19 protein-coding genes are annotated in these 16,718 nt (G+C 70.5%); 8 read left to right on the top strand and 11 right to left on the bottom strand.

Features of this window, described 5'->3' with window-relative positions:
* Window positions 1-65 precede the first annotated feature (65 nt).
* The gene (locus ACFVQ0_RS15760; protein ID WP_390088306.1) at window positions 66-518 is read right to left on the bottom strand and encodes an ATP-binding protein; all 453 of its coding nucleotides are present in this window, start codon (window positions 516-518) and stop codon (window positions 66-68) included.
* A 171-nt stretch (window positions 519-689) separates the two neighbouring features.
* Here ACFVQ0_RS15760 and ACFVQ0_RS15755 point away from each other — a divergent pair, with 171 nt between their 5' ends.
* Together ACFVQ0_RS15755 and ACFVQ0_RS15750 are read left to right on the top strand one after the other, a co-directional pair.
* Window positions 690-1,646 (top strand): helix-turn-helix domain-containing protein, encoded by a 957-nt coding sequence (locus ACFVQ0_RS15755; RefSeq protein ID WP_390088304.1) that lies wholly within the window; start codon window positions 690-692, stop codon window positions 1,644-1,646.
* Entirely contained in the window at window positions 1,643-1,825 is a 183-nt protein-coding gene (locus tag ACFVQ0_RS15750; RefSeq protein ID WP_390088302.1) for a DUF397 domain-containing protein, read from the top strand. The genes ACFVQ0_RS15755 and ACFVQ0_RS15750 overlap by 4 nt, the downstream gene beginning before the upstream one ends.
* Before the next feature lie 147 nt (window positions 1,826-1,972).
* Here the strand turns inward: ACFVQ0_RS15750 and ACFVQ0_RS15745 are convergent, their stop codons facing one another.
* The 3 genes from ACFVQ0_RS15745 to ACFVQ0_RS15735 form a co-directional block, all read right to left on the bottom strand.
* Window positions 1,973-2,623, bottom strand: coding sequence for a hypothetical protein (locus tag ACFVQ0_RS15745; protein ID WP_390088300.1), 651 nt, complete (start codon window positions 2,621-2,623; stop codon window positions 1,973-1,975).
* A gap of 187 nt (window positions 2,624-2,810) precedes the next feature.
* On the bottom strand, window positions 2,811-3,332 hold the full coding sequence (locus tag ACFVQ0_RS15740) for a hypothetical protein (RefSeq protein ID WP_390088298.1): 522 nt from the start codon (window positions 3,330-3,332) through the stop codon (window positions 2,811-2,813).
* Window positions 3,333-3,588: 256 nt separating this feature from the next.
* Window positions 3,589-4,137, bottom strand: coding sequence for a DUF1062 domain-containing protein (locus ACFVQ0_RS15735; RefSeq protein ID WP_390088297.1), 549 nt, complete (start codon window positions 4,135-4,137; stop codon window positions 3,589-3,591).
* A 296-nt stretch (window positions 4,138-4,433) separates the two neighbouring features.
* Between ACFVQ0_RS15735 and ACFVQ0_RS15730 the strand changes: the two genes are divergently transcribed.
* Window positions 4,434-4,907 carry a nuclear transport factor 2 family protein gene (locus tag ACFVQ0_RS15730; protein ID WP_390088295.1) on the top strand — a complete coding sequence of 158 codons (474 nt, stop codon included), beginning with the start codon at window positions 4,434-4,436 and terminating at the stop codon, window positions 4,905-4,907.
* Between the two features lie 107 nt (window positions 4,908-5,014).
* On the top strand, window positions 5,015-6,352 hold the full coding sequence (locus tag ACFVQ0_RS15725) for a S41 family peptidase (protein WP_390088293.1): 1,338 nt from the start codon (window positions 5,015-5,017) through the stop codon (window positions 6,350-6,352).
* A gap of 58 nt (window positions 6,353-6,410) precedes the next feature.
* Here ACFVQ0_RS15725 and ACFVQ0_RS15720 read toward each other — a convergent pair whose 3' ends face one another.
* The 3 genes from ACFVQ0_RS15720 to ACFVQ0_RS15710 form a co-directional block, all read right to left on the bottom strand.
* Entirely contained in the window at window positions 6,411-8,147 is a 1,737-nt protein-coding gene (locus tag ACFVQ0_RS15720) for a GAF domain-containing SpoIIE family protein phosphatase (protein WP_390088291.1), read from the bottom strand.
* Window positions 8,148-8,323: 176 nt separating this feature from the next.
* Window positions 8,324-9,118 (bottom strand): DUF4097 family beta strand repeat-containing protein, encoded by a 795-nt coding sequence (locus ACFVQ0_RS15715; protein WP_390088289.1) that lies wholly within the window; start codon window positions 9,116-9,118, stop codon window positions 8,324-8,326.
* A gap of 377 nt (window positions 9,119-9,495) precedes the next feature.
* Window positions 9,496-9,930: a VOC family protein gene (locus ACFVQ0_RS15710; protein ID WP_390088287.1), complete on the bottom strand. Its 435-nt coding sequence runs from the start codon at window positions 9,928-9,930 to the stop codon at window positions 9,496-9,498.
* A 137-nt stretch (window positions 9,931-10,067) separates the two neighbouring features.
* Here ACFVQ0_RS15710 and ACFVQ0_RS15705 point away from each other — a divergent pair, with 137 nt between their 5' ends.
* Window positions 10,068-10,343 (top strand): hypothetical protein, encoded by a 276-nt coding sequence (locus ACFVQ0_RS15705; RefSeq protein ID WP_390088285.1) that lies wholly within the window; start codon window positions 10,068-10,070, stop codon window positions 10,341-10,343.
* A gap of 80 nt (window positions 10,344-10,423) precedes the next feature.
* On the opposite strand, the gene ACFVQ0_RS15700 is transcribed toward ACFVQ0_RS15705, so the two are convergent.
* Together ACFVQ0_RS15700 and ACFVQ0_RS15695 are read right to left on the bottom strand one after the other, a co-directional pair.
* Window positions 10,424-11,326 carry a D-alanyl-D-alanine carboxypeptidase family protein gene (locus ACFVQ0_RS15700; protein WP_390088862.1) on the bottom strand — a complete coding sequence of 301 codons (903 nt, stop codon included), beginning with the start codon at window positions 11,324-11,326 and terminating at the stop codon, window positions 10,424-10,426.
* A 188-nt stretch (window positions 11,327-11,514) separates the two neighbouring features.
* Entirely contained in the window at window positions 11,515-12,132 is a 618-nt protein-coding gene (locus tag ACFVQ0_RS15695) for a hypothetical protein (RefSeq protein ID WP_390088283.1), read from the bottom strand.
* A 154-nt stretch (window positions 12,133-12,286) separates the two neighbouring features.
* Between ACFVQ0_RS15695 and ACFVQ0_RS15690 the strand changes: the two genes are divergently transcribed.
* Together ACFVQ0_RS15690 and ACFVQ0_RS15685 are read left to right on the top strand one after the other, a co-directional pair.
* Window positions 12,287-12,961 (top strand): GntR family transcriptional regulator, encoded by a 675-nt coding sequence (locus ACFVQ0_RS15690; protein WP_371777368.1) that lies wholly within the window; start codon window positions 12,287-12,289, stop codon window positions 12,959-12,961.
* A complete protein-coding gene (locus ACFVQ0_RS15685) occupies window positions 12,958-14,268 on the top strand; it encodes a nitrate/nitrite transporter (protein ID WP_390088281.1) in 1,311 nt (436 codons plus the stop codon). The genes ACFVQ0_RS15690 and ACFVQ0_RS15685 overlap by 4 nt, the downstream gene beginning before the upstream one ends.
* Before the next feature lie 61 nt (window positions 14,269-14,329).
* On the opposite strand, the gene ACFVQ0_RS15680 is transcribed toward ACFVQ0_RS15685, so the two are convergent.
* A complete protein-coding gene (locus tag ACFVQ0_RS15680) occupies window positions 14,330-15,154 on the bottom strand; it encodes a maleylpyruvate isomerase family mycothiol-dependent enzyme (RefSeq protein WP_390088279.1) in 825 nt (274 codons plus the stop codon).
* A gap of 186 nt (window positions 15,155-15,340) precedes the next feature.
* Here ACFVQ0_RS15680 and ACFVQ0_RS15675 point away from each other — a divergent pair, with 186 nt between their 5' ends.
* Window positions 15,341-16,147 carry a carbon-nitrogen family hydrolase gene (locus ACFVQ0_RS15675; protein ID WP_390088277.1) on the top strand — a complete coding sequence of 269 codons (807 nt, stop codon included), beginning with the start codon at window positions 15,341-15,343 and terminating at the stop codon, window positions 16,145-16,147.
* A gap of 42 nt (window positions 16,148-16,189) precedes the next feature.
* Here ACFVQ0_RS15675 and ACFVQ0_RS15670 read toward each other — a convergent pair whose 3' ends face one another.
* The gene (locus ACFVQ0_RS15670) at window positions 16,190-16,681 is read right to left on the bottom strand and encodes an LURP-one-related family protein (protein WP_311304525.1); all 492 of its coding nucleotides are present in this window, start codon (window positions 16,679-16,681) and stop codon (window positions 16,190-16,192) included.
* Window positions 16,682-16,718: the final 37 nt, after the last annotated feature.

Here is a 16,718-nt window from a genome sequence, read left to right as displayed (position 1 = left end):
GTGTGAGGCGGGCCCGCGCGAGGTGTGCGCGGGCCCGCTTTGTCTTTGGCGAGGACTGCCTTCGGTCAGAGGCGCGTCGCCACGTCCGGCCGCCTGCGCAGGGCGACTTCGGCGAAGACGGTCTTGCCGACGGTGCGCGGCTCGACGCCCCAGCGGTCGGCGAGCCGGTCGACGATGAGCAGCCCGCGCCCGTAGCAGTCGTCGTCCTCCGCCTGGCGCACAGCCGGCAGCCGCTCGCCGCGCGGGTCGCTGACCTCGATGCGGAGGGTGGTGGCCGTGAGGATGAGGTGAACGCGGAAGAGCCGCCCGCGCACGGAGCCGTGCAGTAAGGCGTTGGTCGCCAACTCGCTGACCAGCAGAGCGACTTCCGCCACGTGGTTGGGATACCCCCACTCGGTCACCAGCCGCACGGCCCGGAGCCGGCAGAGGTGGACGCTGCGCGCGGTGGGCGTGTAGTCGAGCCGGTCCTCCTGGAGGACGGGCTCGGGGGCAGGGGCCTTCTCCTGGGCTGCGGTCATGGACGCGTGCCTCTCGGTGGGGGGCGGTGGCGATGCCGGTCCTGGGCCCGAGCCTGAGCAGGGCAGGGCGGTGCACTTCCGCGGGGCGGTGCCGCTGGGTGAGCGGCGTGGTGCCGAACGTAGCGGCACATACAACCTGCGCTCAAGCGGTGTAGGGAATATATTCCCCGAATGAGCGAATGGGTCAACCCGGAGCGTGATCCCTGGCAGACTGAGCGCGATGGGTTGGAGGTCGCCATGCAGGAATCTGGGACCGGCAAGAGAAGTGGCCGGGCCTCGACTGTGCTCGGTCGGCGCCTTGGCGGAGAACTACAACGGCTGCGCGTGGCCGCGCACATGACGCAGCAGCAAGCGGCTCAGTATCTGAGTGCGACTGCGACCAAAGTCGTCAAGATGGAGAGCGGTTGGGTTCCGGTGCGTGATCCGGATATCCGGGCGCTGTGCCAGTTGTACGACATGACGGACGACGAGGTGCTGGCCGGTCTCCTCGAACTCGCGAAGACGGACCGCGACCGACGCAGGGTAAAGGGCTGGTGGAACGACACGCCAACCCTTGCCACGCAGGTGGAATACATTGCCATGGAGGATGCGGCCATCAAGGTCAGGCAGTGGCAGGTGGCACTCGTACCGGGGCTGTTCCAGACAGCTGAGTACACGCGCGCACTGTGCGTGGCTCAGTTGCCCGAGGAGGATATCGACCGGATCGAAGACGTCGTCACTGCGCGCGCCAAGCGTCAGCAAAGGCTCTACGACGAGGTGCCTCTCCGTATCCACGCGGTGCTCTGGGAAGCCACCCTTCGGCATCTGGTGGGTGGGCCCGGAGTCATGGCCCGGCAGTTGGCTCATCTGAGCCAGCTCGCGGAACGACCCAACGTCCACATCCAAGTGCTGCCCTTCCGTGTGGGGGCGAACCCCGGGAGCAGTGGCCCCTTCAACATCCTTTCGTTCGGGGAAAACAAAGCGGTCGATGTTGTACACATGGACACTCCTCGGTCCACGATCTGGGTGGAGCACGCAGAGGAAAGTGCCGAGTTCGTCGCGCTGTTCAACCACGTGATGAAGGTGAGTCTGTCGCCGCACGATTCGGCTCAGTTCATCGACAGCATTGCTAAGGAATTCAAGGCGTGACCAAGTTCCAGTTCTTCAAGTCCAGTTACAGCACGGCTGAGCGCGAGTGCGTCGAGGTGGCCCGCAACATCCCCCGCACCGTCGCCGTCCGCGACTCCAAGCAGACAGGCGGCCCCGTCCTCGTGCTCGCCCCCGCCGCGTGGGACGCCTTCCAGGCCGCGCTGGGGCGGCAGCCGTAGCGTGCCGGCCGCACCGGAACCGCTCCAGGCGCACACTGGCGGTGCCCGGCCCCCGGGCGGGGCCGTCAGCTCGGGCTCCTTGGAAGGGGCCACGCCCCGCAGGGCACGCTGACGGCTCCCCGCACCGGGCGGAAGGACGGCGACTCCTCAGTTGTGGCAGTCCTGATCGGGAGTCGATATGAGGAGTTCCTTCACCTTGCCCCCGGCGAACAGGAACCCGTACTCGGCGCTGTCGTTCTGCGGTACTTCCGCGCTGGAGTAGTTCGGCCCTTCCTTGAGCTTCGGGTAGGCGGCCTTCACGGCCGTCGTGGACGAGCCGACGGCGATGCCTTCCCGCGTCTTCCAGCCCGGCTTGGCGAACACGCTCGACACGCCCTGCTGCCCGGAGATGTAGCCGCCGATCTTGCTGGTGTCATCGAGCCACGCGAAGGTTCCGCACTCGGAAGGGCCCTTGCCCGGCTGGGCGGTGACCTTGACCAGCTGCGAGAGCCCGGCCAGCTCGCTCGGTCGCATGCCCAGCTTCAGCTCGCCGTAGCCCTGCGGCCCGAACTCCTTCGCGTCGCTCGCTCCGTCCTGCTCCGGTGCCTGACTGTCCGACGCGGCGGCATCCGGGGCGGGCGCGCTCTCCTGCGCACTCGAAGAAGTCTCTGCCGACGGTGTAGCTGCCGCCTTCATGCTGCTCGACGCGGCGGGCTGCTTGCCCTGGTCCTCGTCGTCACCGCCGCCGCAGCCGGCGAGCGCCGTCGCCAGCGTGACGGTCACAGCGCATACCGCGCCCTTCTTCATGATTCGCATCATGTGTAACTTCCCCTCCGTGAGACTGCCGACTGACAGGCGCGCCGGGTGTGCCCATGCGGCCCGGGGGGCTCGCAGACCCGGGATCCCCTCCGGCACCTCCCGACGCCTCTGCTTCGCCTGCCCCACGAACCCGACTTGATCGAGTTGGGTTCTGGATTTTTATGTTCTCTGATGTCAAAAGTCAGAATTAGACGTCTAGTTGATGAGGTGCACGGAGGCGGCGGGTGTAGCGCCGTGTCGCCGGGATCAGCGTGAACGCGCCCAGGAAGAAGTAGGAGTTGATCACGATGCTCTTCCAGAAGGTCCGGCTGCCGGCGTCGATCGCCTCGTCCTCCATGCCGAGCAGGCCGTGCGGGGTGAGCCCGGTCGCCACGGTGATGTTCTCGATGAGTCCGGGCAGCCCGCGCAGCGTCAGCAGGGCGCAGCCGAAGAGGAGGGGGCCCCGCACCATCCAACGCGGGACGCGGGCGCCCCAGGGCCTCACCGTGGCGAGGACGCAGCCGACGCCGGCCGCCGACATGAGAGTGATCAGACCGTCGTAGGCGAGGAAGACCGCGATCTCGGCGTCGCCGTGGGAGCCGGGCCCGATGGCATCCTCGTACATCACGCCCATCTGCAGATGCCATACGAAGCTGACGGCGAGCCAGAGTGCGGCGGCGTGGGCCCAGCCAGGGCGCGGGGGCGGTTCGGATTCGGGGTGGGAGCGCATGTTCCGAAGCTACGGACGGCGCAGGGCGCCGGCGTCTACCCGCAGAACGGTCCGTCTCCCCCGGAAGGCGGACCGGCCGTCATACCTCTGCGGGTCTGGATGATCGGTTCCGAGCGCAGCCGTCGTAGGCGGTCGGTGAGCGCAGGACGAGCCGGCCCTTGGAGGTCTCGTCGACCGGTTTGCCTGGTCGAACAGTCGGCAGGGCGGGGCCTGCCCAGCGGCGATCACCGGACAGGCCCCGGACTTCACTACGCGCTCAGCGCTTGAGCATGAAGGTGAAATCGGCGGAGGTCTTGCTGTTCAGCCGGATCGCGGAGATGAGTTTCTCCTCCGCGATCAGCCTGCCGACCGCAGCCCGCGACAGGCCGCACCCCTCGGCGATCAGCCGTACCGGCCGGACCGGAATCCGTGCCGCGAAGCGGACCGATACGTCGATCACCTCGCGGTCCGGATCGACCAGGTCGCCCGTGTCGAGGCGCCAGGCCCCCGTCCAGTCGAGGGCGACGCGGTTACGGCGCCGTAGGGCCGGGTCCTGGAGCAACTCGGCGGCGAGAGCCGGATCGTTGTCGTGCATCCGGTCCAGCAGTTCGGGCCGGATGGAGCGCACGTGCGCCCGTTCCAGGACCGTGAGCTTGGTGGTCTCCCCGCACACCGTGCAGAGCGCGAGGAGCCACGCGTCGAGGAGCTTGTGGTTGGCGTTGACGCGGAACTTGCCGTTCGCGCGGAAGGTCCCGGACGCGCACGTGTGGCAGCGGCGGAGGACGAGTGGAAGGCAAGTGGGCATGACGACCCAGTTGTTGAGCACAGGGGTACACCGGTTTCAGTGTGAGAAGTCCGCAGCAGGAATCAGCACGGCGCACAGGTGCGACGCGCGACAGATCAGCTCGTGGGAAGTCTCAAACGGTGTACAACGGAACGCCCTTGCCTGGACGACGGGGACCGGCAGCACGGTAGCGGCGGGCGGGGGCGTCAATCCACCGGTTTTCCGTGCCTCGCCGTGGGGCCGCCCTTACCCGGGAGGTAATCGCGGTGGCGGCCGGTGCGGGTCAGGATGGCGGTCGCCGCTCCGACCGGGGCGCGTCCCGAACCGGAGGTTCAGCCATGGCAGTTACCGCGTCCGCGCCCACCACCACCCGCGCCGCCGTGGAGGAGCTGCTGCGCCGGATCGGCGCGGGGGACCCGGAGCGCATCGCGGAGCTGTACGCCGAGCGCGGTGACTGGAAGCTGGACTGGCCGGAGGCCGAGCACGGACGGGCCGCCACCCCGTGGATCCGGCACCGCTCCACCCGCGCCGACGCCGCCGCGCACTACCGCGAGCTGGGCGAGCACCACGTGCCCGGCTCTGCGGCCACCGAGATCGAGCGCATCCTCGTGGACGGCGACGACGCGGTCGTGTTCGGGGAGATCCGGCAGACGGCCCGGTCCACCGGACGGGCCTACCGGGCACGGTTCGCCCTGCACCTCACGTTCGCGGACGGTCTGGTCACCCGGCACCACGTCTACGAGGACAGCCTCGCGGTGGCCAGGGCTTTCGAGGCGGCGGAGCCGAGCGCCGACGGCGACCGGCGGGAGTGAGGGGATATCCCCCCTGCCGATCCGCCTGCCTGCCCGATGTCGCCCCGGCGGGCCGTGCGCGATCGTCGGTTCCGTGACGCAGTACGCGTACGAGGAAAGGGGAGACTGTGCGACTTCGGAGTTCCAAGGCCGCGACGGCACTCGTGGCGCTGGCCCTCACCGGCGGTGCGATCGCACCGGCTGCGGCGGCGCGGCCGGTGTCGGCCGACGGCACGTGGCGGGTGAAGGGTTACGGGACGGTCCTGCGCATCGCGGACGGGCGGTTGCGGGAGTACCAGACGACCTCGGTGAGCTGCCTGGAGGGTGAGTCCGCGGCGCAGACGGGGCCCGGCGTGTTCAGGGCCGACGACGGGACGATCCTCACCGTGCGCCCCGACACCGGCTCGCTGGAGCTGTCCGGCTCTGTGGGGCGCAGGGAGCTGCGGCGGATCGAGCGGCTGCCGCAGGAGTGCGAGCGCCCCACCGCCACGGACCCGGTGACGACGTTCGACGTGTTCTGGCAGTCCTTCGAGGAGAACTACCCCTTCTTCGGCGCCAAGGGCGTCGACTGGCACGCCGTGCGGGACGCGTACCGCCCGAAGGTGCACGCGACCACCACCCGCGACGAACTGTTCGCGCTCTTCAGCGACATGGTGAAGCCGCTGTACGACGCCCATGTGGCCGTCTTCGACGGGGACCGCTACTTCGCCGGGAACCGGCCGGGAACGGCGGTGCCCGGTCCGGAGCTGGACACCAGGATCAAGAACCACATCGTGGCCCGCGACCTCAGGGGCAAGAAGCCCGGGGAGTTCGCGAACGGGCGGATCAGCTACGCGGATCTGCCGGACGGGCTGGGCTATCTGCGGATCTCCGGATTCGCCGGGTACGACACGGAGGACCCCGGCTACGCCGCGCAGCTGGACCGGCTCGACGAGGCGCTGGACAGCGTCCTCACCACCGGGCGCACGGCGTCGCTCCAGGGGCTGGTCATCGACGTACGGATCAACGGCGGCGGCTCGGACGCGCTCGGCGTGCACATCGCGGAGCGGCTGACGGACACCCCGTACGTCGCCTACCGCAAGCGCACCCAGTACACCCGGCCCCGGCCCGTCCCCGTACAGCCCGCGAAGGGCAGGCCCCGCTACACCGGCCCCGTCGCCGTACTGACCTCCGGGACGACGTACAGCGCGGGTGAGACGTTCACGCAGGCGCTCATCGACCGGCCCGGCAGGACGGTCAGGATCGGGGAGCCCACCCAGGGCGTCTTCTCGGACACGATGGACCGGGTGCTGCCGAACGGCATGGCGCTGTGGCTGCCGAACGAGGAGTTCCTGACCCGCTCGGGCCGGACCTTCGACGGGACGGGCATCCCGCCGCACATCCGGACGCCGGTCTTCACCGAGGAGGAGTTCGCGAAGGGCCGCGACTCGGCCTTCGACGCGGCGGTGGCGGCTCTGCGGCGTTGAGGCTCTTCCGCGGCGGGGCGGGCCGGGCGGGCCCGGCCCGGTGACGCCGCTCCGCGGGTCACCGGCCGCTCCGGCTGACCCGCACCACCAGCACCGCCACGTCGTCGCGCTGGGGGACCTCCGCGAGCCCTTCGGAGAGGGCTTCCAGGAGCAGCGGCAAGGGCTTGTCGCAGTGCCGGGCGAGTACGGACGCGGTGTACGCGGTTCCGGTGTCGATGTCCTCGTCGCGGCGTTCGACCAGTCCGTCGGTGTACAGGAGGAGCACGCTGCCCGGCGGGAGGTCGCGGCCGTGGTCGTGGCGGGGCGGGTCGTCCGATGTGCCGAGGAGGAGCAGGTCGTGGGCGTCCAGGGACGAGACGCCGCCCTCCGGGGTGTGCAGCAGCGGCGGGGGGTGCCCGGCGTTGGACCAGGTCAGCCGCCACCGGCCGTCGTCGAGGTCGAGACGGGCGTGGACCGCTGTGGCCCCCAGGCCCAGCGGCAGGGTGTCGATGGCCTTGTCGATCGCGTGCAGGGCCGCGGCGGGCGAGTGGGCCGGGTCGTCGAGGCTCGCCTGGCGGAGCATGCTGCGGATCTGGCCCATCACGGTGGCCGCCTGGACGTCGTGTCCGATGACGTCGCCGATGGAGAGCATGAGGGCGGGCCGGGTGGCGGGCGGGGCCGGGGGCAGCGGGTAGGCGTCGTACCAGTCGCCGCCCACCATGTCCTGGTCGGCGGCGGGCAGGTACAGGGCCGCCATGTCCAGCCCCGGCACGTCCGGCAGCTCGGTCAGCATCGCGGCCTGGAGCTGCTCCGCGGTGCTGAGCCGGTTGGCCACGAAGCGGGTGCGCTCCACCGCCTGGCTCACGTACCCCGCCACCGTGCTGAGGACGGCCTCCTCGGTCGGTGCCAGGATGTGAGGGCGGGGCCAGCACCACGTCAGGACGCCGAGCCGGTTGGGCAGCGGGACGCACAGGACGGACTCCAGGCCCAGCGAGTCGTACCCGGCGACGGCCTCGGGCCCGAAGCCGCTCAGGAGCGCCGGGCGGTCCGGTACGAAGACGGTGCGCTGCTCGCGCATGGCCAGGGCGCTGGGGAAGTCCGCCTCCCGCTCCAGCCGGTCGATGGCGCTCTCCACGGGCCGGACGTCGTCCGGGTCGATCACGCGCCACAGCTGCCCGCCGTCCGCCAGCAGCAGGCCGACGTACGTGGGCTCCGCGGGGCCCTGGAACAGGTGGCGCAGGCGCCGGGTGAGATCCGTCAGGTCGTGGGCGTGGGCGAGCTCGATGGCGGCGCGCAGCAGGAGGCCGGCGTGGTCGCGGTCCCGCTGGATCAGCTCAGAGGCGATCCTCAGCCGCAGCTCCATCGAGCAGGCGGCGGTCAGGTCCTCCAGATCGCGCAGCTCGTCCGCCGTCCACGTCCGGGGCTGGTGGTCGATGGCGCAGAGCGACCCGAGGACGTGTCCGTCGGCATCGGTGAGCGGCATCCCGGCGTAGGCGATCACCTGGAGGTCGGGGATGGCGAGGCTGGCGCAGGTGCGGGGGTGCAGACGGGCGTCGCTGAGGACCAGCGGCTTCCCGTCCGCGACGACGTGCTGGCAGAAGGAGTGCGTCAGGGGGGTCTCGCGCCGGTCCGCCCAGAAGCCCGACATCCCGACCATGCCGGGGAACACCTGCCGGTCGGACTCCAGCAGCGAGACCAGGGAGACCGGGACGCGCAGGAGGCGGGTGACCAGCCGCGCGAAGCGGTCCATGCCGGGATCGGCCGCCGCGGTCAGCCCCGCCAGCCGCAGCGCCTCAAGCCTTCCGGGGTCCTTCACCTCGGGGCCTCCGTCGGCGTGGGGAGTAAGGACGTGAGACCAACAGAGCGCATTGTCTGAATATAGGAGGAAAATCCAGTAATGTCCTGGTCGGGTGGATGTGCGGTTAGGGCCTGTTCGACGCATCAGGGCCGGATAGGACGCCGCGCCCCCGGCCATGATCCGCCGGACAGGCACTAACCGCGTCGGGCCTCGGTGTCGCCGTTGACGGTGCGCAGGGTCAGCCGGTGTTTGTGGTCCGAGGCGTCGGACGGGACATTCGTGGTCGAGCGGCCGTTCACGGTCTGCGCGTCGGTCGCGTACGCGGGTGCGTCGGCCGGCAGTGTCACGCGCACGGAGCCGTTGCGGGTCACGCCGTCGAGCGTGTCGGGCGAGGTGGCGCACCCCAGATCGACGTCGCCGTTGACCGTCTCCGCCTCGATACCGGCCCCCTTGAGACTGTTCGCGCGGACGGACCCGTTACGCGTCACGAGGTGCTGGCGGGCGCTCTTCGTGCCCGCGTCCTGCACGGTGACGTCTCCGTTGACGGTGCTCAGGCTCAGCCCGCCCCGCACATCGCTCACATCGATGCCGGCGTTGCGCGCCCGCACCGTGAGTGTGACGCCGCTCGGTACGCGTACGAGCGGCATGCCGCCGCAGTTCGCCTTCGCCCGGTCGTCGCCGTCGTCGCAGGGCAGGTCGAGGGTGTACGTACCCCTGTCCCCGTCCCCATGGGCGAGGACCGCCGTGTCCACCGTCAGGTGGTCGTCGTCCGTCCCGACGACCCGGACGCCGCCCTGGGTGGTGATGACGAGTCGGCTCCCCTGCGTGAGGGAGGTGGTCCGGAATCCTCCGGTGGAGGAGGTGTGCGCCGCCCCGGGCAGCGCCTGGTCCGGTCCGTCGTGCCCGCAGGCCGTCAGCACCAGCAGCGGAACCAGCGCGCACCCGGCCCGGACGGTGCGGCCCTTCGCTTCGTTCCACGATGAGGTCATGGGACGCGTATGCCCCGGGAACGGGGGTTCATCTGGGGTGCGGGAGCCCTGCGGGGTGCGTCCGTCAGGACGGACCCCGTGCGGGGCCCGTCCGTACGAGCAGCCCGGCGACCGGCACCGCCGGGGGCCGAGCACGGCGCACAGGTGTGACGTGCGACAGATCAGCTCGTGGGAGGTCTCAAACGGTGTACAACGGAACGCCCTTGCCTGGACGACGGGGATCGGCAGCACGGTAGCGGCGGGGCCGGAGGCCGAGCACGGCCGGGCGTCCACCCCGTGGATCCGCCACCGCTCCACCGGACACGCCTACGGGCGCGGTTCGCCCTGCACGGGCTGATCCGAACGGAAGACCCCGGTCTCCCCCGGTCGGCGGGCTCTCAGGAAGGCCCGGCCCCCACGCAGAACTCGTTGCCCTCCGGATCCGCCATCACGACGTGATGACCGTCGAACACCTCCAGGGCGGTGCCGCCCGCCCGCACCAGGCGTTCGGACTCCGCCCTGATCCGGGCCCAGCGCTCGTCGGGCGTGCCGTGTCCCGGCACCCGGACGTCCATGTGGAGCCGGTTCTTCGCGGTCTTGGGCTCGGGGACCTTGAGTACGGCCAGGCGGGGGCCGTTGCCGTCGGGATCGCAGAGCCACGCGCCGTCGTCCACGGAGTCGTCCTCCGGCAGGTCGAAGGACGCGTGCCACTCCTCGCGGGTGCGGAAGGGGGCGGGCGGTGGCTCGTCGACGTAACCGAGAGCCGTCCTCCAGAAGGCCGCGAGCAGCTGCGCGTCCGCGGCGTCCAGGGTCAGATCGATGGTGGTTGCCATGGGGCGACCGTACTGCGAGGCTCTGACAGCCGACCCGCTCCGAGCCGGCCGCCGCCCCTCCCGAAACGGGGGACTGCGCCTCGGAGTTCCGGGAAGGCACCGGGTGCCGACAACGCTTCACCAGCTGGAGAACGATCTTGACGAACGACGAACACGACCGGCCCGACGCGCACCCCGAGGCCCCGTGGTGGTGGGGCATCGGCCCGGTCGGGGCCGTCCTCCTCATCGTCGTCGGGATCGTCGGGACGCTGTGGGTGTTCGTGTGGTCCGACGCGATGGACGACACGACGGCCGGCTACCAGGCGGTCAAGGTCGTCGCCATCGGGCTGGTGCTGCTCGGCGCGGCCGTCCTGGAACGCTTCCGCAGCCGCCGCCCGCGTGCGGCCGAGGCGGAGGACGGGCGGGACGGCTAATACGGTGAGGAAACGGAGAAGGGGCCCTGCGGACTGCCGCAGGGCCCCTCATCCGTGACGTCGGGCAGAACCCGGCAGGGCTACTTCTTGAAGCCGTAGTCCATGAGCTTCTTCGCGTCCGCGGTCCGGGTGGACTCGGACGTGGCCGTCAGGACCGTACCGATGACGGTCTTGCCCTTGCGGGTCGCGGCGAAGACCAGGCAGTACTTGGCCGACGGACCGGAGCCCGTCTTCACACCGATCGCGCCGCTGTACGTACCCAGCAGCTTGTTGGTGTTGGTCCACGACATGTAGCGGTAGCCACCGCTCTTCGTCGTGACCTTCTGCTTCGTCGACTTGGTCTTGACGACGCTGCGGAAGGTGGAGTACTTCATCGCGCTGCTCGCGATCTTCGTGAGGTCCTTCGGGGTCGAGTAGTTGGACCCGTTCCCTATGCCGTCGAAGGAGTCGAAGTGCGTGTTCTTCAGGCCGAGGGTCTTGGCCGTGCTGTTCATCTTGCCGATGAACGACTTCACCCGGGCGGCGCGCGTGGAGCCCGAGCCGAACTTGTCGGCCAGGGCGTACGCGGCGTCGCAGCCGGACGGCAGCATCAGCCCGTACAGCAGCTGACGGACCGTGACCTTGTCGCCCACGATGAGGCGGGCAGAGGACGCGCCCTTGGAGACGATGTAGTCGCTGTACGCCTTCTGGATCGTGACCTTGGAGTCCAGGTTGAGGCCCTTCGTGGCCAGCACCACCCGGGCGGTCATGATCTTCGTCGTGGAGCCGGTGGAGCGGCGGGTGTCCGCGGCCTTGCTGAACAGGGACTTCCCGGTGCCGTTGTTCATCACGTAGCCGCCCTTGGCGACGATCGTCGGCGGCTTCGGTGCGGCGGCGGCCTGGGCCTGGGAGGCGAACGCGCCTCCCGCGATGACGGCACCTGCGGTGAGGGCGACCGTGGCGGTGGCCGATACGCGCCTTATGCCCTTGATCTCGATATTCAAGTCGAACACTCCAAATGCCCCTGGTATGCGCGCACATGAGACTGCCGCGCGCTGGATGAGACGTATGGGACGGATCAATGGTTGTAGGGAGTAGGGGGTGAATTTTCCGGCCCGGACCCGTTCGCGGCGCGGGGCCGGCTGTCGCTCGGCGGGTGGTGCGGGCCGGTGCCGCGCCCGGCGGTCCGGGGTCACGCCGTCTCCTGCTCCCGGCGGCGGAGTCCCGCCGTCACCCGGTCGAGCCGCCCCAGCGCCTTGCGGCTGAGCAGTGGCTGGCAGAGCTGCAGCGCGGCGAGCGCCAGCATCGTGACGCCCCAGAGGGGGGAACCGTCCAGGAACTGGAACACCGCACTCAGTACGAACACCGCCGCGACGGCCCGGAACACCCAGCGGTGCCGGTTCGGCCGCTCCAGGGTCTCGCGCTGCACGGCCACCAGCCGCCCCATCTCCGCGCGTTCCCGTGGGTCGTCGGGGATGTCCACGTGCCGGATGTGCCGCAGGAGCGGGCGCAGGCTCTTGCGCGGTATCCCGGCCTGTCGCGCTGTCGACCGGCCGGAAAGCGCCCCCGCCGTCGCGCTGACACCGACGACCAGGACGATCAGGATTCCCACGACCAGGCCGGGCCGGTTCTCCCAGCCCAGTCCGGCGACCGCTCCGGCCAGGCCCCCCGTCACGCCGATCGCGACGGCGTACACCGCTCCGGCGAGCACCGGGCGGTCCCGTAAGTGCCGGTCACGGGAAACGGTGCCTGTGCCTGTGCCCGTACCCGTACCCGTACCCGTGTCTGTGTCCGTTCCGGTCTCGGCCATGGTCGCCACCCCTGGGGCCTGTGGGGCGCTCTCTCCGCACCCCCGAGCCCTCCGTGTACCCACGTTCGCCGGGCGTGCACCGGGGTGTGCCCCGGCGCGGTCCAGTATCCGGACGCGCCGTTGTCCGCATCCATGTTGTATCTATGCTGTGCGCATGCCTGCCCCAGCCTCCTCGCCCGTCCGCCCGCCCGTGAAGCGTCCCCCTGCCGCCGAGCGCGTCTACACCCACATCAAGGAAGCGGTCCTGGACCGCCGTTACGAGGGCGGGACGCTCCTCACCGAGGGCGATCTCGCGGACGCCGTCGGGGTCTCCCGGACGCCCGTGCGCGAGGCGCTGCTGCGCCTTGAGGTGGAGGGGCTGATCAAGCTCTACCCGAAGAAGGGCGCCCTGGTGCTCGCCGTCTCCGCGCAGGAGATCGCGGACGTCGTGGAGACCCGGCTGCTGGTCGAGGAGTTCGCCGTGCGCCGGGCCGTGCCCGCCTCCGCGAAGCTGATCGCCCGGCTGGAGGAACTCCTCGACGAGCAGCGGCAGATGTCGGAGGCGGGTGATCTGGCGGCCGTCTCCGTGAAGGACCGCTGCTTCCACGCCGAGATCGTCCGGCACGCCGGCAACGAGATCCTGTCCCGCCTCTACGACCAGCTCCGCGACCGTCAGCTGCGGATGGGCGTCGCCGTCATGGAGGCCCACCCCGGCAGGATCGCCGCCAACATCACCGAGCACGGTGAGCTGCTGGAGGCGATCAGGTCCGGCGACGCGGACGGTGCCGCGCACGTCGTGCGCCGTCATGTGAGCCGGGTCAAGGTGCTGGTCAGGGGGGAGGACCGGTGAGCTCCGCCGCCTACCCCACCCTCTCCCTGCCCGGTGATCCGCCCGGCGGCCGGCGTGCCGCCCGGGTCTGGGGCATCGGCGTCGCCGTCTACTTCGTCGCCATCATCTTCCGCACCAGCCTGGGCGTCGCCGGACTCGACGCCGCCGACCGGTTCCACGTCAACGCCTCCGCGCTCTCCACCTTCTCCATCCTCCAGCTGCTCGTCTACGCGGGCATGCAGATACCCGTCGGCCTGATGGTGGACCGGCTGGGCACCAAGAAGGTCCTCGCCATCGGCGCCGTCCTGTTCACCCTCGGACAGCTCGGCTTCGCGCTCTCCCCGTCGTACGGTGCCGCGCTGGCCTCCCGCGCCCTGCTCGGCTGCGGCGACGCGATGACGTTCATCAGCGTGCTGCGGCTGGGGACGCGCTGGTTCCCGGCCCGGCGCGGCCCGATGATCGCCCAGGTCGCCGCCCTCTTCGGGATGGCCGGCAACCTCGTCTCGACGCTGGTGATCGCCCGCTCGCTGCACGGCTTCGGCTGGACCACCACCTTCGTCGGCAGCTCACTGGCCGGGGTCGTGGTGCTGGTCCTGCTGCTGCTCTTCCTGAAGGACCACCCCGAGGGCCACGAACCGCCGCCCGCGGAGCACGCCGGAGCGGCGTACGTGCGCAAGCAGATCGCCGCCGCCTGGCGGGAGCCCGGCACCCGGCTCGGGATGTGGGTGCACTTCACCACGCAGTTCCCCGCCATGGTGTTCCTGCTGCTGTGGGGCATGCCGTTCCTGGTCGAGGCGCAGGGGCTGAGCCGGGGGACGGCGGGGGAGCTGCTCACCCTGGTGGTGCTCTCCAACATGGCCGTCGGCCTGGTCTACGGCCAGATCATCGCCCGGCACCACGCGGCCCGGCTCCCGCTCGCGCTGGGCACGGTCGCGGCGACGGCGCTCCTGTGGGCCTCGGCCATCCTGTACCCCGGCGACCACGCGCCGATGTGGCTGCTGATCACGCTGTGCGTGGTGCTCGGCGCCTGTGGGCCCGCGTCGATGATCGGCTTCGACTTCGCCCGCCCGGCCAACCCGCCGGAGCGCCAGGGCACCGCGTCGGGGATCGTCAACATGGGCGGCTTCATCGCGTCGATGACCACGCTGTTCGCGGTCGGCGTGCTGCTGGACGCGACCGGTGACAACTACCGCGTCGCGTTCGCCTCGGTCTTCGTCCTGGAGGCCCTCGGCATCACGCAGATCCTGCGGCTACGGCTCAGGGCCGCGCACCGGGAGCGCGAGCACCACGTGATCAGCCGCGTGGAGGCCGTGCACGTACCCGCGTGACCGCGAGAACGACGGCGGCGCGCCCGTCCCCCCGTGGGGATGGGCGCGCCGATTGCCGTGACTACGGGGTGACCGCGAAGTTCCGCAGGATGGCGGCGGCCAGCTCCTGATCGCCCTCGGTCTTGATGCCGTCCGCGACCGCGCTCGCCCGCACCCGGCCGCAGGCCAGCCGTACGTACGTCTCCCAGTCCATCGCCAGCGTCACCGCGGGACCCAGCGACGGCGCACCGTCCACGGAGCCGCGGCCCTCCGCGTCGACCCGGACCGTCCGCAGGAACTCCACCGGACCGTGCACATCCAGCACCACGGCCGAGTTGGGCGGTGCGCCCGCGTCCTTGGCGACCACCTTCGGCAGCGCCGCCAGCAGCGTGTCCCGGACGATCACGGCCCCGGGGGAGTCCAGGTTGCCGGGCTTCCCCAGCGTCGTCCGCAGATCCTGCTCGTGCACCCAGACGTCGAAGGCGCGCATCCGCAGCGCCAGTTCGAGGGTCTGCTCGGCGCCGAGCGGCGCGCGTGTCATGGTCTCCGGGTCACGCGTCTCGTTGCGCAGCTGACGGGACCGCCGGATGATCGTGTACTCCAGCTCGGAGGTCATCTCCGGCGCGGTGTGGTGGCGCCGCACATCGACCTGCATCTCCATGTAGCGGGCGAAGTCGCTCTGCACATGGTAGAGATCGCGCGGCAGGGTGTGGATGGGGCGCGGGTCACCGAGCTGCTCACACTCCATGCCGATGATGTGCGACACGATGTCGCGCACCGACCAGTTGGGGCATGGAGTACGGCCGTTCCACTCCCCCTCGGTGAGCGGGCTCACCAGCTCGGCTATCGACTCGATGGAGTGGGTCCAGGCATCGGCGTAGGTCTGGAGGCTGGGATGGACGGTCACGGGACCCCTCGGGCGGTTCTGCGGTGCATGGGCTGGAGAACTTGGGCGCGGACGGCGGGCTGCGGGCTGCGGGCTGCGGTGAGGTTCGGTCGGTCCAAGTTACGCTGCGAGCAGGCACCCCGGCAGTGCTTTCGTGTGACGATCGTAGGCCCGTGTTGACGGCTCATATGCCAGGACGGTGGTAGTGTGCGCGCCTCTCTCATCCAGATCGCAGTAGACCCGGACGAATCCATCGACGCGCGCAGGGAGCGGGCGGCGTCGCTGGTCGCGGCCCAGCGGGGCGCGGATCTGGTGGTCCTGCCCGAACTCTGGCCGGTCGGAGCCTTCGCCTACCCGGCGTTCGAGACCGAGGCCGAACCGCTGCTCGGCCCCACGCACGAGGCGATGTCCAAGGCCGCCGCCGACGCCGGGCTCTGGCTGCACGCCGGCTCCTTCGTCGAGCGGGCCGAGGACGGCACCCTCTACAACACCACGCTCGTCTTCACCCCCGAGGGCGAGCGGGCCGCCGCCTACCGCAAGATCCACCGCTTCGGCTTCGACAAGGGCGAGGCGGTGATGATGGGCGCCGGGGAAGATCTGGTCACGCTCACCCTGCCGCAGACCACGATCGGCCTCGCCACCTGCTACGACCTGCGCTTCCCGGAGATGTTCCGCGGGCTGGTCGACGCGGGCGCCGAGACCCTGGTCGTCGCGGCGGGCTGGCCGGAGCGCCGCCGCGCCCACTGGACGCTGCTCGCCCAGGCGCGGGCCGTCGAGAACCAGGCGTACGTGCTGGCCGTCGGCTGCGCCGGTACCCATGCCGGGGTCCCGCAGGCCGGGCACAGCATCGTCGTCGACCCCTGGGGCGAGGTGCTCGCGGAGGCGGGTGCGGACGAAGAGGTGCTGAGCGTGGAGTTCGACCCCTCCCGGGTGGCCGCCACCCGGGAGCAGTTCCCGGCCCTCAAGGACCGTCGACTGGGACTCGCGCCACCGGCCGTCCTCGGGCGGCCGTGAGGACCGGTGGCTGTTTCACGTGAAACAGCCACCGCCCGCCGCTCAGTCCTCGTGGTCCTTCTCCGCGAGCACGATCACGCACACCGCCACCGCGATCAGCAGGCTCGCGTCGGCGTCGTCCCGCACGATGTCGATCCCGTACGTGTCCCGGATGGACAGCCAGCGGCGCGAGATCTGGGCCAGCAGCTCCCCGTCGTAGTCGACCGCGAACTCGCGGTCCAGGATCTTGCCGCTGACGTCCAGCTCGGTGCCGTCCACCAGCGTCACCCGGTAGTGATTGCGCAGCAGCGAGAGGTGCTTCCGCTTGACCTTGGCGAGCTGCTCGCCGTCCCGCTCGATGAGCATCGTGTCCCGCAGGCTCAGCAGCTTCTGCTTGATCTCGACAACGATCCGGCCCTGCGCGTCCTTCAGCTCGAAGGTGTCGCGCACCCGCATGGCCTTGCCGTCGACGAGGAAGACCTTGTGGCCGTCCGTGTCCTCGATCCAGTAGTCGTCACCGATGCTGAACAGTCGCTCACGCACGAGAAGTCTCATGGCACACAGGTTCCCCGAGGTACCTGTGGAATGCGTG

It is taken from the genome of Streptomyces sp. NPDC057900 (assembly GCF_042887885.1).
In the GTDB taxonomy this organism is placed as follows: Bacteria; Actinomycetota; Actinomycetes; order Streptomycetales; family Streptomycetaceae; genus Streptomyces.
Note: the sequence above shows the minus strand (reverse complement) of the source record. Positions and strands in the feature narration are given on the sequence as shown.